Source organism: Pseudomonas xantholysinigenes, from assembly GCF_014268885.2.
Taxonomy (GTDB): domain Bacteria; phylum Pseudomonadota; class Gammaproteobacteria; order Pseudomonadales; family Pseudomonadaceae; genus Aquipseudomonas; species Aquipseudomonas xantholysinigenes.
Map to the genome: position 1 here is coordinate 1,061,180 of NZ_CP077095.1, position 21,714 is coordinate 1,082,893.

At 64.5% G+C, this 21,714-nt stretch carries 18 protein-coding genes; 8 read left to right on the forward strand and 10 right to left on the reverse strand.

Annotated elements, in window-relative coordinates; translation table 11 throughout:
* Positions 1–7 precede the first annotated feature (7 nt).
* A complete protein-coding gene (locus HU772_RS04900; RefSeq protein WP_186659379.1) occupies positions 8–1,177 on the reverse strand; it encodes an MFS transporter in 1,170 nt (389 codons plus the stop codon).
* 13 nt (positions 1,178–1,190) lie between these two features.
* Positions 1,191–1,493 carry an ArsR/SmtB family transcription factor gene (locus tag HU772_RS04905; RefSeq protein ID WP_186659377.1) on the reverse strand — a complete coding sequence of 101 codons (303 nt, stop codon included), beginning with the start codon at positions 1,491–1,493 and terminating at the stop codon, positions 1,191–1,193.
* 152 nt (positions 1,494–1,645) lie between these two features.
* Here HU772_RS04905 and HU772_RS04910 point away from each other — a divergent pair, with 152 nt between their 5' ends.
* On the forward strand, positions 1,646–2,224 hold the full coding sequence (locus HU772_RS04910; RefSeq protein WP_186659375.1) for an acyl carrier protein phosphodiesterase: 579 nt from the start codon (positions 1,646–1,648) through the stop codon (positions 2,222–2,224).
* A gap of 71 nt (positions 2,225–2,295) precedes the next feature.
* Here HU772_RS04910 and HU772_RS04915 read toward each other — a convergent pair whose 3' ends face one another.
* Positions 2,296–3,078 carry a lysophospholipid acyltransferase family protein gene (locus HU772_RS04915; protein ID WP_186659373.1) on the reverse strand — a complete coding sequence of 261 codons (783 nt, stop codon included), beginning with the start codon at positions 3,076–3,078 and terminating at the stop codon, positions 2,296–2,298.
* Entirely contained in the window at positions 3,078–3,833 is a 756-nt protein-coding gene (gene olsB / locus HU772_RS04920) for an L-ornithine N(alpha)-acyltransferase (RefSeq protein WP_186659371.1), read from the reverse strand. The genes HU772_RS04915 and olsB overlap by 1 nt, the downstream gene beginning before the upstream one ends.
* A 136-nt stretch (positions 3,834–3,969) precedes the next feature.
* Here olsB and HU772_RS04925 point away from each other — a divergent pair, with 136 nt between their 5' ends.
* The 7 genes from HU772_RS04925 to HU772_RS04955 all read left to right on the forward strand — a co-directional run bounded on the left by HU772_RS04925 (position 3,970) and on the right by HU772_RS04955 (position 9,501).
* The gene (locus HU772_RS04925) at positions 3,970–4,857 is read left to right on the forward strand and encodes an acyl-CoA dehydrogenase middle domain-containing protein (RefSeq protein ID WP_186659369.1); all 888 of its coding nucleotides are present in this window, start codon (positions 3,970–3,972) and stop codon (positions 4,855–4,857) included.
* A gap of 65 nt (positions 4,858–4,922) precedes the next feature.
* A complete protein-coding gene (locus tag HU772_RS04930) occupies positions 4,923–5,999 on the forward strand; it encodes a serine hydrolase domain-containing protein (RefSeq protein WP_186659367.1) in 1,077 nt (358 codons plus the stop codon).
* Positions 5,996–6,292: an amidase gene (locus HU772_RS04935; RefSeq protein ID WP_186659365.1), complete on the forward strand. Its 297-nt coding sequence runs from the start codon at positions 5,996–5,998 to the stop codon at positions 6,290–6,292. The genes HU772_RS04930 and HU772_RS04935 overlap by 4 nt, the downstream gene beginning before the upstream one ends.
* Before the next feature lie 44 nt (positions 6,293–6,336).
* Positions 6,337–6,930 carry a YceI family protein gene (locus HU772_RS04940; protein WP_186659363.1) on the forward strand — a complete coding sequence of 198 codons (594 nt, stop codon included), beginning with the start codon at positions 6,337–6,339 and terminating at the stop codon, positions 6,928–6,930.
* Between the two features lies 1 nt (position 6,931).
* On the forward strand, positions 6,932–8,089 hold the full coding sequence (locus HU772_RS04945) for a phospholipase D-like domain-containing protein (protein ID WP_186659361.1): 1,158 nt from the start codon (positions 6,932–6,934) through the stop codon (positions 8,087–8,089).
* A 74-nt stretch (positions 8,090–8,163) separates the two neighbouring features.
* Entirely contained in the window at positions 8,164–8,742 is a 579-nt protein-coding gene (locus HU772_RS04950; RefSeq protein WP_186659359.1) for a DJ-1/PfpI family protein, read from the forward strand.
* A gap of 168 nt (positions 8,743–8,910) precedes the next feature.
* Positions 8,911–9,501: a GNAT family N-acetyltransferase gene (locus HU772_RS04955; RefSeq protein ID WP_186659357.1), complete on the forward strand. Its 591-nt coding sequence runs from the start codon at positions 8,911–8,913 to the stop codon at positions 9,499–9,501.
* 13 nt (positions 9,502–9,514) lie between these two features.
* Here the strand turns inward: HU772_RS04955 and HU772_RS04960 are convergent, their stop codons facing one another.
* The 6 genes from HU772_RS04960 to HU772_RS04985 all read right to left on the reverse strand — a co-directional run bounded on the left by HU772_RS04960 (position 9,515) and on the right by HU772_RS04985 (position 21,653).
* Entirely contained in the window at positions 9,515–11,920 is a 2,406-nt protein-coding gene (locus HU772_RS04960; protein WP_186659355.1) for an RHS repeat-associated core domain-containing protein, read from the reverse strand.
* Positions 11,917–14,505, reverse strand: coding sequence for an RHS repeat domain-containing protein (locus HU772_RS04965; protein ID WP_186659353.1), 2,589 nt, complete (start codon positions 14,503–14,505; stop codon positions 11,917–11,919). Before HU772_RS04965 ends, HU772_RS04960 begins: the two co-directional genes overlap by 4 nt.
* Positions 14,506–14,565: 60 nt before the next feature.
* On the reverse strand, positions 14,566–15,531 hold the full coding sequence (locus HU772_RS04970) for a hypothetical protein (protein WP_186659351.1): 966 nt from the start codon (positions 15,529–15,531) through the stop codon (positions 14,566–14,568).
* A 145-nt stretch (positions 15,532–15,676) separates the two neighbouring features.
* Positions 15,677–20,668, reverse strand: coding sequence for an RHS repeat domain-containing protein (locus HU772_RS04975; protein WP_186659349.1), 4,992 nt, complete (start codon positions 20,666–20,668; stop codon positions 15,677–15,679).
* 37 nt (positions 20,669–20,705) lie between these two features.
* Complete coding sequence (locus HU772_RS04980) at positions 20,706–21,272, reverse strand: hypothetical protein (protein WP_186659347.1); 567 nt, start codon at positions 21,270–21,272, stop codon at positions 20,706–20,708.
* Between the two features lie 3 nt (positions 21,273–21,275).
* Positions 21,276–21,653, reverse strand: coding sequence for a hypothetical protein (locus HU772_RS04985; protein WP_186659345.1), 378 nt, complete (start codon positions 21,651–21,653; stop codon positions 21,276–21,278).
* Positions 21,654–21,714 lie beyond the last annotated feature (61 nt).

The window sequence follows — 21,714 nt, forward strand, 5'->3', positions numbered from 1 at the left end:
GCGAAAATCAATGGGAGGCCGTGGCCAGCTCGGTGTCGCCACCGCGCTGGCTGAAGGTGATCAGGGTGACGATCAGCGCCAGCACCGCCAGTGCCGCGGCGGCCAGGGGCACGCGGGTCAGGCCGAAGCCGTGGGCGATGACGCTGCCGCCGACCCAGGCGCCCAGGGCGTTGCCCAGGTTGAAGGCGCCGATGTTGAGGGTGGAGACCAGGTTCGGTGCAGCCTTGCCATAGGTCACCACGTTCACCTGCAAGGCCGGCACGGCGGCGAAGGCGGCAGTGGCCCAGAGGAACAGGGTGATTTCCGCCGGCACCAGGGCGACGCTGGTCCAGCTCAGGGCGGTGGACACCACGGCCATGGCGGCGAACACGCCCATCAAGGTGGCGCCCAGGCGGCGATCGGCGAGCTTGCCGCCGAGGATGTTGCCCAGGGTCAGGCCCAGGCCGATCAGCAGCAGGGTCCAGGTCACGCCACGGGGCGAAACGCCGGTGACGTCGCCCAGCAACGGCGCGACATAGGTGAACAGGGCGAACATCGAGGCGGCGAATAGCACGGTCATGCTCAGCGACAGCCAGATACCGATGCCTTTGAGCGCGGCCAGCTCGGCGCGCATGTCGACGCTTTGCTCCTCGCGCTGGCGCGGCAGGTAGCGGATCAGGCCGAGCAGCGCGACCACGCCGATGGCGGTCACCGCCCAGAAGGTCGAGCGCCAGCCGGCGACCTGGCCCAGGGCGGTGCCCAGGGGCACACCGAGCACATTGGCCAGGGTCAGGCCGGTGAACATCAGCGCCACCGCCGAGGCGCGGCGGTTGGCGGGCACCAGGCTGGCGGCCACCACCGAGCCGATGCCGAAGAACGCGCCGTGGCACAGCGCGGTGACCACCCGGGCGAACATCAGCAGGTTGTAGTCGGCGGCCACCGCGCACAGCAGGTTGCCGACGATGAACACGCCCATCAGCGCCACCAGCGCGGCCTTGCGTGGCAGGCGCGCGGTGGCCAGGGCCATGAACGGCGCGCCGATGGCCACGCCCAGGGCATAGCCGGTCACCAGCCAGCCGGCGCCCGGGATGGTTACGCCGAGGTCGCCGGCGACATCGGGCAGCAGGCCCATGATGACGAATTCGGTGGTGCCGATGGCGAAGGCGCTGAGCGCCAGGATCAGAAGCGAAAGGGGCATTGCAAGGTCCTTGTCAGAGCGCTTGGCTCAGCTGCGCGAGGAAGGCCTGGATGGTCTGCTCGTTGCGTTTGAAAAAGTGCCACTGGCCGATCTTCTGGCTGCTGATCAGGCCGGCGCGTTGCAGGGTCGCCAGGTGCGCGGAAACGGTCGACTGCGACAGGCCGCAGCGTTGGTCGATCTGTCCGGCGCAGACACCGTGCTCGGTGCTGTGTTGCTGGTCGGGAAACTGCGCTGCTGGGTCCTTCAGCCAACTGAGGATGTCGCGCCGTACCGGGTGCGACAGGGCTTTGATGATGTCGTCGAGATCGAGTGGCATGGGTGGGCTCGTGCTGTGTAGCGGTATATCGCGATGGGGCGAAATATATATCGATGCTTGACGATATACAAAGACCAAAGTGGCCTTAGCCGAGCATCAAACGCTATATCGGCGCGTGCCGGCGAAGCAGGGCACGGTGCTAGACTGGCGCCATGAACTACCTCGCACACTTGCACCTGGGCGGCCCCGCGCCCCAGCAATTGCTCGGCAGCCTGTATGGCGATTTCGTCAAGGGCACGCTCGAGGGGCGCTTCCCGCCCATGCTGGAAGCCGCGATCCGCTTGCATCGGCATATCGACAGCTACACCGACAGCCATCCCGTGGTGCTGGCGGCGCTGGCGCGTTTTCCGCGGGAACGGCGGCGTTTTGCCGGCATCGTCCTGGATGTGTTCTTCGACCATTGTCTGGCGCGACACTGGAGCGACTATGCGCAGCAGCCGTTGGCGCAGTTCACCGACGCTTTCTACAAGGTGCTGCTGGCCGAGCCGGTGTTGCCAGGACGGCTGGCGCGCATCGCTCCCTTCATGGCCGAGGATGACTGGCTAGGGGCCTATGGGGATTTCGCCACGTTGGAGCAAGTGTTCGGCGGGATTGCCCGGCGCTTGTCGCGCCCTGAGGGCATGGCTGGCGTGATGCCGGAGCTGGAACGCCTGTATGAGCCGTTGCTGGGGGATTTTCGCGAGTTCTATCCGCAGTTGCAGGCGTTCGCCGCCGCGGGGCGGAAGGACTAGAGGCTGGGGGCTCTGACGGCGAGCCCTGCGGCCAGCAAGCGCCTGTCACGGCCCAGGCGCGCTCTTCTGCCTCAAGCCGCCTTCACCAATCGACGCGGCTCGATGTCCTCGTGTCCGAACAAGGCATGCTGGATCGCCTGCTGTGCCTGAAATGCCAGCGCTGCGCGCTCCTTGCCCTCGCTTGCGATGGGTTGCAGCAGGTGGATGACGACTTCGCCGCGGGCCTGGCCAAACAACCGCAGCAGGTGTGACACCAGGTCATCCTCGCCAATGAACGGCGCCAGCGGGTCCGGTTGGCCATCGCGCAGGTACTGGATCGCCACCGGTTGCAGGGGCGTGCCGCGGTCGATGGCCCCGGCCAACAGGCGGCCATGGAAGGTGCGTAAGGTCCGGCCATCGGTGGTGGTGCCTTCAGGGAAGATCAACAGCGGCCGTTGTTCGCGCAACTGGCCGCTGATCTGCTCGCGCAGGCGCTGGGCGTCGCCACCGCCACGGCGGATGAACAGGGTGCCGGCCTTTTCGGCCAACCAGCCAGCCACCGGCCATTGGCGCACCTCGGCCTTGGACAGGAACGATAGCGGGGTGAGCATGCCCAACAGGGGAATGTCGGTCCAGGACACATGGTTGCAGACCCATAGCATTGGCTGTCGTGGCAGATCGCCCTGGATCTGGATGTCGAAAGGCAGGGCGGCGACCAGGCGCCCCATGAACCTCCGTGTCCAGCGCTGGCGGCGTTCGAGCGAGGCATTCCAGCCCAGGCGCTCGCCCAGGGCGATGACACTGGCCATGGCCAGCCCCAGCCCCAGCACCAGGCACAACCGCAGCAGGCGGGCGCTCGCCCGCAGTCCCGGCATCAGACCGCCGCCTTGAAGTGACGGGCGTAGCGTGGGCAAAGGTCGTCGCGCTTGAGCAGGATGAACACGTCGGCGACCTGGAAGTCCTGGTCCCAGCATGGTTCGCCGCAAATCTTCGCACCCAGGCGCATGTAGGCCTTGAGCAGCGGCGGCATCTCGGCGATGACATTGTTCGGCAGGGCCAGGCTTGGCAGCGGGTTCTTCGGCTCTGCGCGCAGGTGCTCGGTGCACAGGTAGCGTTCGCGCAGGCGTTGCATGACCGCGTGGGCTTGCACGCCGCCATCTTGCATGGGGATGCTGGCGCAGCCCATCAGGTAGCTGTAGCGGCCTTCGTTGAGCACCTCGGCTAGTTCGCCCCAGAGCACGGCGATGGTGCCGCCGTTGCGGTAGTCCGGATCGACGCAGGTGCGGCCCAGTTCGAGGATCGGCCCTTGCAGTTGCAGCAGGCCGTGCAGGGCGAACTCTTCTTCGCTGTAGAAGCGCCCCAGGCTGCTGGCGGCCTGGTGGTCGAGCAGGCGGGTGGTGGCGACCAACTGGCCGGTGGCCAGGTCGCGCACGCCGATGTGGCGGCAGTGGATGTCGTAGTCGTCCATGTCCAGGCCGTGTTCGGCGCCCTTGAGCTTGGCCTTGAATTCAGCGCTGAACACCTTGAAGCGCAGGGCCTGTGCTTCCTGCAGGGCCGCGGCGCCGACCAGGCGTTCGGCTTGCAGACGGCGTTCAGGGCTGTTGTCGCCAGAGCGAGCGATCCGAGTCATTGCGAGTCTCCATAAGCCAGCCAAAGGGTTGCGGCCGGTCGGCTTTGTTGTGCAAAGTCAGCCTAGGTACGCGTGGTGTCACCCCCGTGAATCTTTGGTGATGCTTGCGTGACACCCCTATCAAAAGGAGCTTGCGATGGCCTGGTTGCAACGACTCAACGACCCGCTGCGGGTGCCGCTGGCGGCGACCCTCGGTGAAACCTACGCGGCGCTGCTGGCGCACCTGGGCGCGGTGGCCCCGTTCGAGCTGGCGGTGCTCGGTGGTCGGGCCATGGCTACCCCCGGCCTGGCCTTTCTGCTCGGCTACCAGGCGGCGCTGCGGGTGCTTTGGCCCAGCGCGCCGGCCAGTCTTGGCGCCTTGTGCGCGACCGAACGGCGCAGCGTGCGCCCGGCGGACATGCACACCCGCCTCGACGGGTTGCGCCTGACCGGCAGCAAGGATTTCGTCACCGCAGGCCTGGAGGCCGAGTGGTTGCTGGTGGCGGCGCGCCACGAAGGGCCGGGCGAGTCGCCCCGGCTGCAACTGGCGGTGGTCTACCCAGGCGAGCCCGGGGTGACCCTGGAAGCCTTGCCGACTTTGCCGTTGATGCCCGAGGTGGGGCACGGTCGCCTGCTGTTGCAGGGCGCCGCTTGCGAACTGCTTGCCGGCGATGGCTGGGATGCCTACGTCAAGCCGTTCCGCTCCCTCGAAGACCTGTATGTCCTCGCCGCGCTGGTCGCCTGGCTGCAGGGTGTCGCCCAGGAATGTGGCTGGCCGCAGGACTTGCGCTTGCGCCTGGTGGCGCTGCTGGCCGGCTGTGCCGAGGGCAGCCGGCAATGCGCCGACAGCGTTGCCTGCCACTTGCTGCTGGGTGGCTTGTTTGCCCAGTTCCAGGGGCTGCGCGGCGAAATCGACCAGGCCCTGGCCAACGGCCCCTGGCAGTGGGCGCAGTTGTGGCAACGCGACCAGGGCGTGCTGGCCCTGGCCACCGCCGCCCGCGACCAGCGCCTGGCCAAGGCCTGGGCCGCCGCTGGATTGTCATGAAGGCATGAGAGGCTCGGGGAATCTTTGAATCCCGGCTGCCAGGCAGCCCCAGGCAGATGTGTCCCATGAAGGCATTCTGGTTTGCCCTGATCATGCTCGTCACGCCGGCCTGGGCCGAAGACTGGCCCACCGCGCAATGGCCAATCGACCACCGCGATCTCGACTGGCGGGCTGTCGACGCTTATGCCTTCCCGTCGCGCGATGTCGAGCGCGGCGGCATTCGCACCGATGCCTTGCTGGTCATCGGCGATGGCCGCATCCTCCATGAACGCTATGCCGCGCCCACCCACGCCGACACCCCGCACTTGACCTGGTCGGTGAGCAAGAGCGTGCTGGCCACGCTCCTGGGCGTGGCCCATGGCCAGGGGCGTTTCAGGCTGGACGATCGCGCCGTGCGCTATTACCCGGCCTTGCAGCGGCATCCCAACCTGCGCCTGGCCGACCTGCTGCACTGGGCCAGCGGCCTGGCCTGGCAGGAGGACTACGAATATGCGCCGTTGAAGTCCTCGGTGGTGGCCATGCTCTACACCCGGGGCCGCGCTGACATGGCGGCCTTCACCGCGGCGAGGCCGGCCGACAGCCCGCCTGGCCAGCGCTTTGTCTATTCCAGCGGTGACAGCAACCTGCTGGCCGCGACCTTGCGTGGCATGCTCGATGCGCAGGACTACAGCGACTACCCCTGGCAGGCGCTGTTCACGCCGCTGGGCATCGACAGCGCGGTCTGGGAGCGCGACGGCGCGGGCACCTATGTCGGTTCCTCGTACCTGTACCTGAGTGCCCGAGACCTGGCACGCATCGGCCTGCTGATGCAGCGCGATGGGCGCTGGGGCGATCGGCAACTGCTGTCGGCGGACTGGGTGGCGTTCAACCGTACCTTGTTCGCGGCTGCCGAGCCTGTCCCTGGCGAGGCCAACCCCGGTGGCCATTGGTGGCTGAACCAGCCCTTGCCCGGCCAGCCGCGGCCCTGGCCGGACGCGCCAGCCGATGCATTCGCTGCCCTCGGCCACTGGGGCCAGGCGTTGTACGTGTTGCCGGCGCAGAAACTGGTGATCGTGCGCTACGCCGATGATCGCGACGCCAGCTTCAGCCACAACGAACTGCTCAAGCGCGTGCTGACCACCGTGGCCGGGGAGGGCGCATGAGGCGGTTGCTGCTGTTGCCGTTGCTGGCGTTGCTGGCCTGGGCCTGGCATGAGCGTCAGGCACTGGCGGATTTTCCTGGCATCCTCTCGGCGTATTCGGCCAAGGAGTACTGCTCGTGCCGATTCGTCATGGGCTTCGACGCAGCCTACTGCCGGGGCTATGTAAAGCAGTACCTGCCCCTTGGGCTGCTGGAGGAGGACAGCGACCGGCGCCTGGTCACCGCCGCGGGCCTTGGCCGGCGCAACCAGGCTGCCTGGCAAGGCGCGCGGGAGGGCTGCCGCTTGCTGCCATGAAACCGTGGGGGTAAGGTTGACGGCTTCGATTTACAGGATTTCACATGTTCAAGCCGTCCCGGCTGTTGCCGACCCTGCTGCTTCCACTGTTCATGGCTGTGGGCCTGCCCGCCCAGGCCAACTGGCACCTGGACGGCGAATCTTCGCGGCTGTCGTTCGTTACCGGCAAGAACGGCAATATCGCCGAGGTCAGCCGTTTTCTCGTGCTGCACGGCAAGGTCGACCGCAAGGGCGCGGCCGAGGTCAGCATCGAGATGGACTCGATCAGCAGCGGCATCCCGCTGCGTGACGAGCGCATGCGCGACAACCTGTTCGCCTTCGAGCAGTTCCCCGAGGCCAAGGTGCAGGCCCAGATCGACCTGCGCCCGATCAACGACCTGGCCGACGGTGCCCAGCTGGAACTGCGCCTGCCGGTGAGCGTGACCCTGCATGGCCAGACCCGCAGCTACAACACCTTGCTGCTGGCCACGCGCCTGGATGAGCGGCGCTTCCAGGTGGTGACCCTGGAGCCGCTGATCCTGCGCGCTGCGGACTTCGGCTTACTGCCGGGCCTGGAAAACCTGCGCAAGCTGGCCGGGCTCAAGTCGATCAACCCGTCGGTGCCGGTGAGCGCGGTACTGATCTTCACCGCTCGCTGACATGCCGGGGCCGGTCTTCCCCTGGCGGGATGGCAACCAGTTCGAACTGCTGATCGACGGCCCCGAATTTTTCCCGCGCATGCTCCTGGCGATCGTGCGCGCCGAGTTCCAGGTCGACCTGGAGCTGTACCTGGTCGAAGGCGGCGCCTGCGCCGAGGCGGTGGTCGAGGCCCTGGAGCAGGCGGCCCGGCGTGGCGTGCGGGTGCGCTGCCTGTTCGATGACTATGGCTCGCTGGCGTTTCCCACGGTGCTGCGCGAGCGATTGCTGGCGGCCGGTGTGTACCTGCGCTGGTACAACCGCCTGCGCTGGCGTCGAGGTTTTCGCAACCTGTACCGCGATCACCGCAAGCTGCTGCTGGTGGACGAACGCTGGGCGGTGGTCGGTGGCACCGGTGTCACCGATGAGTTCTGGACGCCCGACCAGGACACCAGTGAGTGGCACGAGGTGATGGTGCGCATGCAGGGGCCGATCGTCACCGACTGGCAGCTGCTGTTCGACCGCCAGTGGCACGCCAACCAGCGTCGTACTGCCTGGCGCCCGCCGGAGGGCTTCGGCTTGCCGCGCCTGCCCCAGGTCCCGGCCCAGGGCCAGGGCATGGGCCGGGTGGCCTATGCCGACGCCCGCCAGCACAAGGATATCCTGCATGCGCTGGTGCGCGCGTTGAACAGTGGCCAGCGACGCATCTGGCTGGCCACGCCATACTTTCTACCCACCTTCAGCGTGCGTCGTTCGCTACGCCGGGCCGCGCAGAAGGGCATCGACGTGCGCCTGCTGCTCACCGGTCCGCGTACCGATCACCCGGCGGTGCGCTATGCCGGGCATCGCTATTACCCCAGGCTGTTGCGCGCCGGGGTGCGGATCTTCGAGTACCAGCCGTGTTTCCTGCACTTGAAGATGGTGCTGGTGGACGACTGGGTCAGCGTCGGTTCGTGCAACTTCGACCACTGGAACCTGCGCTTCAACCTCGAGGCCAACATCGAGGCCCTCGATCCACCGCTGACCGCTGCGGTGGCGGCCAGCTTCGAGCGCGACTTCGCCCAGAGCCTGGAAGTCGACCTGGCGCGCTGGCACGCCAGGCCGCTGTGGCGCCGGGTACAGCAACGCCTGTGGGGGTGGCTGGACCGGCTGGTGGCCAATCTGCTCGACCGCCGCGACTAGCGACGTATATCGCCGTCACGCAAAGCAGACTATCGTGCTGGGATTGTTCCCAGACAACCGATGGAGTGGATGCGATGACGGCGAAGAAGATTCTCATGCTGGTGGGCGACTACGTGGAGGACTACGAGGTGATGGTGCCGTTCCAGGCCCTGGCCATGGTCGGCCATACCGTCCATGCCGTGTGCCCGGAGAAGATCGCCGGGCAGACGGTGCGTACGGCGATCCACGATTTCGAGGGCGAGCAGACCTACAGCGAGAAACCCGGGCACAACTTCGCCTTGAACTACGACTTCGTCCAGGTGCGCGCCGAAGGCTACGACGCGCTGCTGATCCCTGGTGGCCGGGCGCCGGAGTACCTGCGGCTCAATGACAAGGTGCTGGAGCTGGTCCGGGCCTTCGACCATGCCGGCAAGCCGATTGCCGCGGTGTGCCACGGCGCGCAGTTGCTGGCGGCGGCCGGGGTGCTGGAAGGGCGCGAGTGCAGCGCCTACCCGGCCTGTGCGCCGGAAGTGCGCCTGGCCGGTGGCATTTTCATCGATATCGCGGTGGACCAGGCACATGTCGACGGCAACCTGGTGACGGCGCCAGCCTGGCCTGCGCATCCGGCGTGGCTGGCGGCGTTTCTCAAGGTGCTGGGGACGCGTATTCAGTAGACCACCATCGCAGGGCAGTGGCGCAGCCGGTGCCCGCCATTGCAACTGCGGTTACGGAGAAATACCTGTCGCACAGGGGCAAGGGCTGGTTGCGATGCCGGTGTTAGGGTTTGTGCTCAGGCCCGGCTTGGTCGGGCGCGCATCCACTGCAACCAGACGACCGCCTCCATGGAAATACGCCTGCTGCATGGCGCGGCCATCGCGCCCTACATCGAGGATCTCGCACGCTTGCGCCTGACGGCGTTGCGCGAGTTCCCCTATCTCTATGACGGTTCGCTGGAGCATGAAGCGGACCACCTTGGCCGCTACGCCGACTCGGGCCGCAGCCTGGTGGTGCTGGCAGTGGACGACGGTCAGGTGGTCGGGGCCGCAACGAGCCTGCCGCTGGTCGACGCGATGCCCGACTTCCAGCAACCGTTCCTTGTCCAGGGGCGGGATCCGGCGTCGGTCTACTATTTTGGCGGCTCTGTAGTGCTACCGGCGTATCGCGGCCAGGGCCTGGGCGTACGGTTCTTCATCGAGCGCGAGGCCTATGCCCATAAGCTGGTCGAGTTCGATGCCTGTGCGTTCTGCAGCGTCGAGCGCCCGGCCAGGCACCCGCAACGGCCAGTGGACTACAAGCCGCTGCTGGGGTTCTGGCGCAATCGAGGCTTCCTGCAGGAGCCGTCACTGCGCACCACTCACGCCTGGCGTGATCTGGACGAGCAGGGGCAATCCACGAAGATCATGTCCTTCTGGCTCAAGGCCCTGCCAGCTTGAGCCAGGCGCTGGCCTACTTGCGGGGGAAATACAGCCGTCCCGCCGCCAGTTCGCGATCTGCGGCGAGTGTTCCCAGCGCATGCGGTTTCGCGGCCTGCTGCGTGGGGATCGATGTGCCTGCGTCATCGACCCACAGGTGCTGCATCCAAGCGGTACGCTTGACGAAGATCGACTGGTCATAGCCATACACTGGTCGTCGCAGGGTATCGGCAATCTTCTGTGCCGCACCGCTCTTGCCGCCATGGCAGGCGAGCAGGACGATGGGAACGTCGCCGGGAAGATCGCTCAGGCGAGGCGCTATCTCACGCAGGGCGATGCGTACCGGATCCTCCGCCTGGCCCTGTGCATTCATCAACTGGCCCGTCGGGCTGCCGTGGGTCTCGAATGCCCTGATGTTCTTGCCCCAGAGGTTAGTGTGCCAGACGACGTCTTCGACATCATCCGACCTGGCATAAAGGACTGCGCTGCGCTTGACCCAATGCGTCGGCTTGCTGATGGGACCAACCGCTGTTGCGCCGGGTAGCCGCGAAGCGCTTTTCGAGGCGTGCGCCAGTGATCCGCTGCCGAGGCTTTTGGCCGCGCTCAACAGGCTGGCTGCGCCGGCGCCGAGCGAAATCCAGCCGAGGATATGGGCGGCATTCTCATGTGTGCCTTTTGCTTGCAGTGCCATGGCCGCGACACCGGTGCTCAGGGATACGGTGTTCAACGCCGCAGTGGTCACCGCCAGCATGCCACTGGCGGTCATCGCGCTACCCGCCAGGACGACCGACAGGGCTGCGCTGGCCGTGCCCAGGCTGGCGATGGTGGCGATTGCGCCGACGGCGATGCCGGCACCGGCCAGGAGCCAGGTCTGCCAGCTGTGGCCGTCCGGATCGATACGGTTGACGGGATCACCAGCGCAATAGGCATAGGCATTGATCCCGCCTCGTCCGAATGGGCTTTCACTGTCGGGAGCGAGAAAGACCATCAGCAACGGATCGTAGGGGCGGTACCCGGCGGCCATGTACCAACCCGTCAGCGGCTCGCGCCGTTCGCCGGCATAGCCGAAGGGCTGTTGCTGGTCGTTGTCCTGTTCGGTGCCGTGGGCACCATAGTGCAGCGACTGTAGCCTGTCGCCGACCTGCAGGCGCACGCTGCCCTGGCCGTCGCAACCCAGCAAGGTGTTCTGGCGGATGCCTTCGGTGACCTTGCCCAGGGCGTAAAGGCGATTTTCGTCACCGACCCTGTGCAGGCGTTCGTCGCCAGACTGTTCGTGGGTCAGTTGGTTGGCGCTGAAGAAACTGCGATTGAGCACGCCATCGATGATTCGGTCGCGCAGGCGGCCATCGGGGGTATAGCGGTACTCGCAAGTCCGGCCTTGGTATTCGACCCGCTGCAAGCGCTCCTGGGCATCCCAGGTGAGCACGCGTCCGAGACTGTCGGCGACCAGCCGGCCATGGCTGTCGTAGCGCAGGTCGATGCGTGCCGGCCAACTGGGGTGGGTGTGATTGATCGCCACGACCTGGCAGGGATCGTCTGCGGCATAGCAGTAGGTCGCAATGTCCTGGCTGCCATCATCGAAGATGCAGGTGACCTGGCGATAGCCATCGAGGGCATTGAAGATGAAGTGCTGTTCGACAATGACATTGCCGAACGGATCGCAAGGGCCTGTTCCAGTGGTAGTGACGACCTGCACCAGGCGACCGCGAACGTCGTAGGCAAAGCGTTCTTCCAGCTGTTCCTGGCCGTCGTTCCAGCTTCGCAAGATGACCTGGTCAAGTGCCGAGTATTCCAGCGTCTGGGTTATGACTCGTGGCTCGCCTTCGCCAGTGAGGGTGAGCGTGCGGCTGGCTTCGCGGCCCATGGTGTCATAGGTCAGCTGTTGCTCCAGGGTACGGGCGGTGTCCAGGTCGTGGGTGGTTTCACGCTGCAGGCGCGAAAGCGCATCGTAGGCAAAGTGGGTGCTGACCCGGTCGACGACGATCTGCTCGAGCCTGCCGCAGGCATCGTAGATGCGTTGGTGCTCGCTGCCAGAGCTATCGGTGAAGCCCAGCAACCGGCCACCCAGCGAGGTACGCCATTGGCTGCTATGTGAGTTGCCGTCCTCTGTCCAGGTGTCCGCCTGCGCTGCGCCGGACGGTGTGAATTGCCATTGCAGGGTCCCCAGGGCGCCGCTGGCTTTCATCGGGCGGGCGAGCTGTGGGTGGTAGTGCAGGTATTCGGGGCTACCGTTTTCGGGCGCTGCGGACAACAAGGCATTGTCTAGCTGGGGTTCGTAGGTGAAGTCTATGCGTTTGCCGTCTGCCAGGGTGTTGGCGACGGGAGGGAGTTGGCCTGGTCGATAGTGGTAATGGGTGATGCGGCCCGCCACCTCGACCGATGTTTGGCGGCCCAGGCCATCGAAGGTCTGCCGCCCGAGTACAAGGGATGCGGTGCTCATGCTGTCGTCTCCTGCTCGGAGGGGGTGATGCTGATCGCCTCGATATGCTGGTCGTCACTGTGCGCGGCGAATTGCCAAGCGACCGTGGTGCCGTCGGCCAGGTGTTTTTCGATGACGCGCGAATGCTGGTCGTGGCGATACTGTGTGACGAGGGTGGGGGCGCCAGCGACCAGCACACGCTCCTCCACGACCCGGTCCAGGCCGTCGCGCACCAGCTCCAGCTGGCGTACCAGCTGGCCTGTGGCGTCGTACAGGCGCTGTTCGACAGGGCTGCCGGCGGCATTGTGCAGTGTCGCTTGTCGAGGACCGCAGAGTGCCCCTGCGGCTTGCCAGCGTTCGCTACGCCGGGTTATCGGATCGTGGCGCTCATGGGTGTGGACGCCGTCGGGGCCTAGCGTAATTGCCACTTGGCCCCAGTCGTCGAACGCGGTGGTGGTGGTCAGTGACAACGGTGTGGCGGCGTCGGGGTCCAACCAATCGAGTGTCGTCTGGCTGACCTGGCGACCCAGGGCATCGAACGCGTTGTGCATGACCTCGCGAAAGCGCCCGGGTTCGTTGTCCAGGTCCTCCAGTTCGATACGCCGGGTACGTCCATCACCGTCCAACCACAGGCGTTGGCGGCGACCGCTGACGTCTACCTGTTCGATCATCATCGGCGGCAGGGTGCTGCTGCCTTTCATGGCCTTGGCCAGTGCATCGCCCAAGTGATAATTCACCCGGCGCTCCACTTGGTAGGGGCTGGCGCTGGCGTCGCGGGTGCAGACGATGCGACCGAGCAGGTCGTACTCGTAGTGGGTCAGTGCGTCGCTCGCGCTGCGTTCCCAGGTGGTCTGGCCCGTTAGCAGCGACTGGGCGCGGATGGTGCTCGTGCGATTGAGCGCGTCGTTTTCGAAGCCGATGAGAGTGGTCCGGCACACCCGCTCGTCAGCGGTCGAGTGATACTCATATTCTGTGGTAGTGGATTTGCCATTGAGCGTCGTGACGCTGCGCACCACTTGGCCGTAGGCGATACCAGGTTGTTCGGCGTAGGTGTGTCGCGTCTCTTTCAGTAGGCGGTTGTCCTGCGCATCGACCAGGCGCTCGCATTCGACGACGATGGGCCCAGGGACTCCGGGGATCAGCGATTGCAAGTGCCGGTAGGTGTAGGAGGTGCTCAACGTCGGTGCCGCGCTGCCGGTGTCGGCTGGATGGAGCGTTTTCTGCTTCAGGAAGCGCACCCTGCCCAGCGGGTCCGCCGGGCAGCCTGGTGCGCCTGTGGCCGGGTAGTACTGGCTGACCTCGTGGATTGCGCTGGGGTAGTGAACCTGGGTGATATTGCCGTGTTCGTCGTAGTGATAGGTGGTCGTTTCGCGACGGCTCATGCCGGGGTGGGCGTGGTGGGTGTAGATGGTACTGACTTGATGGGGGAGCTGGCAGGTGCTGCTTTGGGCTTCCCAGGTCCTGCTTGGGTCGATGCCATAGGTCGTGCAGGTGCTCACCTCACAGTCACCACGTTTCGAACTTTGCAGAATCGGTAGATGAAAGCGGTTCCACACCTGGGTGATGGTGTCCAGCACGTTGCCGCGAGCATCGCTCAGGGTTTCCACCATCTGGTATTGGTATTCGGCCTCGACCTGGTAGAGATTGTCCCGGCCGTGTTCCCAGGAGAAAGCTTGCGCACTGCCGAAGCCAAGGAAGTTGCGCTTGCCGATCCACTGGTAGTCATGAATCAGACTGTCATCGGCCGGCCCGCTGCAGTGGACCCACGAGTTCACGCAAGGCAGGTATTGGAGCGGCGCTCCAGGCGGAAGGTGATGGCCGTCGCTGCCAGTTGCCCATGTGACCAGGTCTACCGCGCCCAGTGGGCTGTGCACTTCACAGGGCAGTAACAGGTTACTGCCGTCGTCCAGCGCCAAGGGCAGGTATTCGATGCGCAAGGGCGGATCGATACCGGGAAAATGCACCTCGACCAGGCGATCATTGCTCAAGACCAGGCGCAGTACGGCGGCGTGAGGGGTGTGTGGATGGAGGATCAGTTGCACTTCATCGTCCAGTGACTCTACCTGGAGCAGGTCGCGTTGTTCATCGCGGATGCGCTCGAGGATGGAGTGACCGTTGTGGTATGGCAGCCAGTCGATGAACAGGCGATGGCCTTCGGGGGCGTGCATCTCCTCGACCAGGTAGCGGCCACTGTCGTCCTGTTCGCGCAGGATCTCGCAGTCACCGGACTGCTTGTCCACCCGATAATCGCCATTTGCCTGCGGGGTAACCCGTAGGGTCTCGAGTTTCTGGTCGATGAATGTCAACGGGGTATCGACGGCGAATGTGGAGGCGTCCTGGTCGATGGCGTACTGCTCGCCCGAGCCAAGACGCAGGGACTTCAGGTCGAAGTCGGACAGCCCGAAGGTCCAGCCGAGTCCGTATCCTCGGCTGACACTCGAGCCCAGCACAGAGAATGCCAGGGTAATTGACAGCGCAGGGCCGCGGAGTTGGTTGGCGGGGGGAAGCGGCAGCGTGATTGCCAGGGTGAACTGGCCGGTGCGGTTATCCACGCCGGTCTTCAGGAAATCCAGGAAATTGCCGGCCTGTGTGTGAATAGAGGACATGGGGCGTTTCCGCTTGGCAAGGGGAGCGATGCCTGGTGTCCAGGCATCGGATGGGTAAAGTCAGGCGTTGCGCTCATTCACCGTGAAAGACAGGTGCTTGCCGACCTCGGCGACCAGAAATTCGACTTCGTAGGCATTGCCTTGCTGGTCCATCACTGACCAGACACTGGGTTTCGTGTAGGCATCGTTGTAGTGCGCGTTATAGAAGCGTCTGGCGTGCTGGTGAATCAGCATGTGGTTGGGGCGATCACGATAGATCCGGCCCGAGTCCGGGGAGCGCAACACGAACGGTTGGCCTGTCCCATGGACGGTGACGCTGCGGTAATAGCTGTAGTCGTTGGTGAATTCGAAGGAAATAAGCACATGATCCCAGCCGTTTGCTTCATAAACTGGGGTGGCGGAAGGGGTAGCCAATGCCTGGCTTTCGACCATCACATCTTTCGGATCGGAGAAGCCGAAGTAACTGATGGTTTCTTCGAACTCGTCATCCCAGTAATTCAAAGTGGAACGTTTGTATTTGAGCGGCGATTCGGCCTTGAGGTGGAAAAGCCTTTGGTGCGCTGGGGGCGGTGCAATGGATTCGATGATCACCGAGGATTGGAACGGCCCGGTATCGGTGACGAAGTAATGCTCCTCATCCATTCGGATGGCGGCGTAGATTTGACTGAGGGTGCCGCCCGGGCACTTGGAGGTCACGTAGAAGCGTCGGCGCAAGGTCGTTGGCGATGATGCCATCAGGGCACTGGGGGCGTGGCCAGAGGCATGGTGGTAGACGAAGCGCTCGTCACGCTGCTGATGGGCATACAGGTAGGGATGATCCAAGGTTCGTGGATAGCCCTCGTCATCGATCTGTACCAGCTCCAGGGAGTCGAGACTTTGTTGGGAAATGGTTTGCCCGGTGCGCGGCTCGAGCGTAACGGTGACTTCCACCTGCTGACGGCCGTTGGCATAGACCCGACGGGAGTTGGAGGTGATGTTCAGTTCGAAGCGCCGCAACCACTGATTGGCTTTGCTGGTGTTGTTCATGAGGAAGGCCTCGGTAGGAGTGGAGGCCTTATTTGAGTCGGAGAAGACGTTGAGCAAGCGGTGCATATTGCTCGCGGCAGTTGCTCCTTTCATGGCGCATAGAGCGGCCTGTGGCCGTTGTACGGGCCACAGCGCTTTCACCGGTCTAGAGCGGGTGGTAGGTGGTATGCCTGGCGAGGCGGTATCTCGGGTTATCGGTGAACTGCGGCTCGCTGATCAGCCTGCGCCATGGCGATGCTTTGAATAACAGTGTGTTGCTGCCTTGCACAGTCGGGGTGATGCGCCGGTTCGATTGCAACGAGGCCAGGTTCTTTACCGCAAGTTTTCGCGAAAAGGCCCTGACCGGGCGTTTCAGTTCGTTGGCGATGGCTTGGGCGGCACCGCTTTTTCCACCCCAGCAGGCAACCAGCACGATTTTTTCACCGTCTGGATAACCCATCTGCGCCAACCTTGGGGCAATGATGTTGCGTGCGACGCTGGCAGCCTCGTCGGCCAAACCTTGGGCGTTCATCAACTTGCCCAGCGGGCTGCCATGGGTGACCAGGGCAGGCATGCCTTCCTGGAACAGGTTTGGCACAAAGGTGACGTCTTGCGAGTTGTGCTGCCGGCCATACAGCACGCTGGCAGGCCGCTCTTTGCCGCCGGGGCCGACTTTGAACGGTTTGAACGAGGATCTCTTGTTCGCGGTGTAGCTGGTCAGGTGCTGCAGTCTGTTTGCCATGGTGGGCAGCATGCCCAGCACGGCGCTGGCAACGCCCGCGCCCAGCGATATCCAACCGAGGATGCTGGCGGCTTGCTCGTGTTTGCCGCTGATGTCCAGCGCCAGGGACGCGACCCCGGTGCCCAGGGATACCGTGCCGAGCAGAGAGGAGCCTACCGCCAGTGCGCTATTGAGGGTGAAGGCGCCAAGGCTGCCGGTGAACCAGGCAGCGAGGACGGGAGCTGTCGTACCGAGGCTGGCAAGGGTGGCGAGGGTACCCAAGGCAAGGCCTGCCCCCGCCAGAGCCCAGTTCACCCAGCTGTGGCCATCCGGGTCGATCCGGTTGACCGGGTCACCGCCACAATAGGCATAGGCGTTGATGCCGCCTCGGCCGAACGGGCTTTCGTCGTCGGGGCAGAGGAACATCATCAATACTGGGTCGTAGGGGCGATAGCCGCCCGGGATGTGCCAGCCGGTCAGCGCTTCGCGCCGCTCACCGGTGTAGCCAAAGACGCTGTCGCTCTGCGCCTGGCCGTGGGCGCCATAACGTCGGCTGCGTGTATCGTCATCGGCCTCCAGGCGCACACTGCCCTGGCCATCGCAACCGAGCAGCGTGGTGCGGCGAATGCCTTCGGCCAGCGTGCTCAGGGCAAACAGTGAACCGTCCTCGCCGGCGATCTCCAGGCGCGTGTCGCCCTGCTGGATATGCGTGGCCTGGCCGGCGCTGAAGAAGGTGCGTTCGAGCACATCGTCCAGTACCCGGTCGCACAGGTGGCCATCGGGACGGTAGCGATAGTCACAATGCCGGCTGTCCAGCTCGACCCGGGTCAGGCGGTCCTGGTGGTCCCAGTGCATGCGCCGGCCTAGGCTGTCGGCGATGACCCGGCCGCAGTCGTCGTAGCTCAGCTCGATCAGCGCCGGCCAGCTGGCGTGGCTGTGGCTGATCGACAGGACCTGAGTCGGGTCATCGGCGGCATAGCTGTACAGGCTCAAGTCTTCGCTGCCGTCGGCGAAGGTGCTGAGCACCTGGCTGTAGCCATCGAAGGCGTTGAACGTGAAATGTTGCTCGACGACGAGGTTGCCGTACGCATCCTTGACCGCCGCAGTGCTGTTCGCGGTATAGCGCTCCAGCCGCCCGCGCGGGTCGTAGCCGAACGTCTCCTCGGCGGTTTGCTCGCCGTCGTCCCAGGTACGGGCGACGACCTGGTCGAGGCCGGAATAGGTCATGGTCTGCACATAGGTCTGGGTTTCACCCGTGCCGCTGACCGTGAAGGTACAGCGCTCTTCGCGGCCCATGCGGTCGTAGTCCAGTTGCCGGATCAGTTGCCGACCACTTTCGTTGTCGTGGCTGGTGACGACTGCCGGGCGGGAAAAGGCATCGTAGCTGAAGCAGGTCTCGACACTACCGGCCTCCAGGCGCGAGAGCCGGCCCTGGGCATCGTAGGGGCGCACGTGCTCGGTCCCCGCCGCATCGGTGACACCGAGCACCAGGCCGTTGAGCGAGTGGCGCCAGGTGCTGCTATAGGTCTGGCCATCGACCTCCCAGGCTTCGAGCTGAGTCTGCCCGGCAGGGCTGAGGTGCCACCTCAGGCTGTCCTGCGCGTTGCTGGCACGGCTCGGTGTGCCGAGGCGTGGATGGTATTCCAGCTGCTCGCCGGGCTGGTCATTGATCTCGGTCGCCAGCAGGGCATTGTCCAGTAGTGGTTCATAGCGGAATGCCAGGCGCGTACCGTCGGCCAGGGTGTTCCCGCTCGGCGGCAGTTGCCCGTCGCGGTAGTGCGAATGGGTGGTGCGCCCACCTACTTCGACTGTCAGTTGGCGACCGAGCCCATCGAAGGTCTGCCGGCCGAGGGTGAGCGGCTGGGCGTCCGTGCTGCCGGCGGGAGACAGGCTCAGGGACTCGGGATGCGCGCCGTCGCTGTGAGCTGCGAAGCTCCAGTTCAGCCGAGTGCCATCGGCGAGCTGTTGCTCTACGACGCGCGAATATTCGTCGTGGCGCTGTAGCGTGACGATATCGGCCATTTCCGGTTGCAGCAGGCGTTGCTCGATGACCCGGTCGAAGCCGTCGCGTTGCAGGATCAGGCTGCGCACCTCCATGCCGTCGCTGTCGAGGTAGTGTTGTTCGATCGGGCTACCCGCGCTGTTGAACTGAGTCACCTGGGTTGGCCCCTTGAACTCGCCGGCCGTTTGCCACTGCTCGCTGCGCCGTTCGATCGGATCGTAGCGCAGGTGGGTGGTCAGGTCGTCGGCGGTGACGGTCCTTGCTGGCTGTCCCCAGTCGTCATAGGCGGTGGTCTTGGACAGGGTCAGCGGTTCGGCTTGTTCTGGCAGCCAGTCCTGTGCGGTCTGGCTGATTTCACGGCCCAGGGCGTCGTAGGCGGTCCGGGCCACCTCGCGGAAGACACCGGGGGCATGATCGAGGTCTTCACGCTCGACCCGCACTACACGCCCCGCGCCATCCAGCCAGGAGCGTTGGCGACCGCCATTGATGTCGGTCTGTTCGATCAACAGCGGCTGGGCCTGGTCGGTGCGGACCTCGCTGGCCAAGGTGTCGTGCAGGTGATAGCGCACCGTGCGCTCACGCTCGAAGGCACTGTCCGCGGCCAACACTGTGCGGGTGATACGGCCGAGCCCGTCGTATTCGTAGCGTGTCAGGGCGCCCGATTCGTCCTGTTCCCAGGTGGTCAGGCCGGTCCTTAGCGACTGGGCGAAACGTTCGCTGGATCGGCTCTCGGGTGTTTGCTCGAAACCGACGGTGGTGATCTGGGTCACCAGCGTGCCGTTGTCCAGCTCATACTGGAACTGCGTGGTGGTGGTAAGACCGTCCAAGGTGTGGCGGCGTTGCTCGATACGCCCATACCGTGGCCCGGGCTCGGTGACGTAGGCCTGTTCGGTGCAGCTCGCGCCGCCCTGCTCACTGGCCAGCACGATCAGTGGCGGCATGCCTTCGAGCTGCGAGGGCAATGCCTGGTAGGTGTAGTCGACCACCTGTGGCGTTACCGCACCCTGTGTCGAGACCGGGGCCAGGGTCTTGCGCTTGAGGTGGCGCACCCAGCCTCGGGGATCGGCTGGGCAACCGGGCTCGCCTGCCGCGGCATAGTACTCGCAAGTTTCGCTGAGCCCATCCGGCCGGGTGGCCAGCAACAGATTGCCGAAGTCATCGTACTGGTAGGTACTGCGTTCGCTGCGGCTGGCACCCTCGCGGGCATGGTCGATCCAGGTGGTGGTGACCTCGTGGGGCAGTTGGCAGTTTGCGGCTTGCTGTTCCCAGCTCAGTAGCGGGTCGAGGCCATAGCGGGTCTGGGTACGCACCTCGCACGTACCTCGGCGTGAAGTTTCCAGTGTCGGCAGGTGAAAGCGGTTCCAGGTGCTGGTGAGGGTCTCCAGCGTCTGGCCCTGGGCATTGCTGCGGGTGATCTCCACTTGATAATGGTAGTCGCTTTGCACCTGGTAGAGGTTGTCCTGGCCGCTTTGCCACTGGAAAGCCTGATCACTGCCAAACCCCAGGAAGTTGCTGGTGCCGATCCATTGATAGGCCTGGTGCAATTCGCTTTCTGGGCCGTTGCTGGCATGGCTCCAGAGCGCCACCCGAGGCAGGAAGGGAAAAGGCGCGTCACTGGGCAAGTGGTGCCCTTCACGGTCCGTGGCCCAATGGATGATGTCGCGGCCGCCCAAGGGGCTGTGCACGTTGCTGGGCAGCAGCAGTGATTGGCCGGTGGGCAGGTCGATGCTGTCGTAATCGATCCGCAGGGGCATCGGGATGCCCGGCAAGTGGATCTCGGTCAGGCGTTCGTTGCTCAGGCGTAGCTGCCAGGTGGCGACCTGCTCACTGTCGGGGTCGAGGCGCAGGTGCAGTTCATCGTCCAGCAGCGCTAAGTCGAGCAGGACCCGCTGTTCGTCGCGGATCTGATGGAGCATGAACCCGCCGTTGGCGAACGGCAGCCAATCGATGAACAGCCTTCGGCCCTCGGGGGAACGCAGTTCTTCGAGCAGAAAGTGAGGGCTGTTGCCTTGTTGGCGCAGGATTTCGCTGTCGCCGGTCTTGCGCTCAACTTGCAAGCTGCCGTCCGCCAGCTGGGTAAGCCGCAGGGCTTTGAGCTTCTGGTCGAGAAACGCCAGTTGGCTGTCGATGGCGAAACTGGAGGTATCCAGGTCAATGGCGAACTGTTCGCCGCTGGCCAGGCTCAGGTGTGTGCCGTCCTGGTCCATGTACAGCTGTGACAGGCCCAGGCTCCAGCCTAGGCCGAAGCCGTTGTTGAGCATCGAGCCCAAGGTGCTGAACGACAGGGTGGGGGTGAGCGTGGGGCCACACAGTTGGTTGGCCGGTGGCAGTGGCAGGGCAAGGGCCAGGGTGAACTGGCCCGTGCGGTTGTCCACGCCGGTCTTCAGGCAGTCGAGAAAATTCCCTGCCTGAGAGTGCAGTGGGGTATTGATCATGGGCGGGTGTCCGAAAAGGTATGCGCAGGCCGTGGCATTACAACTGGGTGGTGAAGCGGATGGCGCTGCTGTTTTCCTCAGGCAGGAACTTGATCAGGTGTTCGTTGCCATGCTGGTCGATCACGGCCCAGATGCTGTCGAACTGCTCGTTGATAACTACTTTTCTGTGGATTGTCAGGCGAGCACGGAGCAAGGTCATGGTGTCAGGCTTGGCTGTCAGTGTTTGCTGGTATTTCCTGTCCAGGGACACCCAATGCGGTTGTGTGCCTACGTCAAAGGCATGCAGGGTGTAGACCTTGGTAATGTATTGGGGATTGCCCACGGGCGTCGTCGAAACGTGGCCATCGGTCTTGATGCGGAAATAGTCGACACCGGGGTGCTTCAGATGTCGGTTGGCCGCGATTCGGTAGTTTGGGTTGACGAAGCGCAGGTGCCATACATCCAGGCTGTAGTTGGCATCGCGGTGTACATTTTCCCTGTCCAGGGCAAAATGCGTTTCATCCAGGTGCACAGGCGTCACAGGCTCGAGGGTGACCGAGGACACGAATGGTGCACGGCGGGTGTCGACCCAGACCTCTTCGTCATTCTGGATGCGTGCATACAAGGTTCACAGCGAGCCGCCTGGCAGCGTGGTGCTTACATAGAAGTGGCGACGCTTGCTGGTGGATAACATGTCCAGCCGCCTGGCCTGTATCTGCCCGGAGTGCCCATGGTATTCGAAGCGTTCGTCGCGGGTGCTGCTGGCCATAAGGCCAAGCTTGGTGGGGTCGGTGTGCGCGAGGTCGCACTCGATTCCGTCGTCATCGAGCACAAACAGCTTGAGGCTGTCGAGCGAGGCATCGCTGATGGTGTGCCCGTCACGAGCCTCCAGGGTGACACTGACCCGTACCTGCTGGCGGCCATTGGCGAAGAGACGGTTGGAGTTGGAGGTGACTTCGACCTTGAAGCGGCGCAACCATTGATTGGCCTGTTGTGTGTAGTTCATGAGCCTATCCTTTGTGGGAGATAGGGCTCATTAGAGTCGGAGGAAGGCTAGGCTCTGCGGT

Coding starts and splice junctions, on each gene's coding strand:
- HU772_RS04935 (WP_186659365.1), top strand. CDS start 5,996: ATGAGGCGGTTGCTGCTGTTGCCGTTGCTGGCGTTGCTGGCCTGGGCC.
- HU772_RS04945 (WP_186659361.1), top strand. CDS start 6,932: ATGCCGGGGCCGGTCTTCCCCTGGCGGGATGGCAACCAGTTCGAACTG.
- HU772_RS04960 (WP_186659355.1), bottom strand. CDS start 11,920: ATGAGCACCGCATCCCTTGTACTCGGGCGGCAGACCTTCGATGGCCTG.
- HU772_RS04930 (WP_186659367.1), top strand. CDS start 4,923: ATGAAGGCATTCTGGTTTGCCCTGATCATGCTCGTCACGCCGGCCTGG.
- HU772_RS04985 (WP_186659345.1), bottom strand. CDS start 21,653: ATGAACTACACACAACAGGCCAATCAATGGTTGCGCCGCTTCAAGGTC.
- HU772_RS04940 (WP_186659363.1), top strand. CDS start 6,337: ATGTTCAAGCCGTCCCGGCTGTTGCCGACCCTGCTGCTTCCACTGTTC.
- HU772_RS04970 (WP_186659351.1), bottom strand. CDS start 15,531: ATGAACAACACCAGCAAAGCCAATCAGTGGTTGCGGCGCTTCGAACTG.
- HU772_RS04900 (WP_186659379.1), bottom strand. CDS start 1,177: ATGCCCCTTTCGCTTCTGATCCTGGCGCTCAGCGCCTTCGCCATCGGC.
- HU772_RS04950 (WP_186659359.1), top strand. CDS start 8,164: ATGACGGCGAAGAAGATTCTCATGCTGGTGGGCGACTACGTGGAGGAC.
- HU772_RS04965 (WP_186659353.1), bottom strand. CDS start 14,505: ATGTCCTCTATTCACACACAGGCCGGCAATTTCCTGGATTTCCTGAAG.
- HU772_RS04975 (WP_186659349.1), bottom strand. CDS start 20,668: ATGATCAATACCCCACTGCACTCTCAGGCAGGGAATTTTCTCGACTGC.
- olsB (WP_186659371.1), bottom strand. CDS start 3,833: ATGACTCGGATCGCTCGCTCTGGCGACAACAGCCCTGAACGCCGTCTG.
- HU772_RS04955 (WP_186659357.1), top strand. CDS start 8,911: ATGGAAATACGCCTGCTGCATGGCGCGGCCATCGCGCCCTACATCGAG.
- HU772_RS04915 (WP_186659373.1), bottom strand. CDS start 3,078: ATGCCGGGACTGCGGGCGAGCGCCCGCCTGCTGCGGTTGTGCCTGGTG.
- HU772_RS04910 (WP_186659375.1), top strand. CDS start 1,646: ATGAACTACCTCGCACACTTGCACCTGGGCGGCCCCGCGCCCCAGCAA.
- HU772_RS04905 (WP_186659377.1), bottom strand. CDS start 1,493: ATGCCACTCGATCTCGACGACATCATCAAAGCCCTGTCGCACCCGGTA.
- HU772_RS04925 (WP_186659369.1), top strand. CDS start 3,970: ATGGCCTGGTTGCAACGACTCAACGACCCGCTGCGGGTGCCGCTGGCG.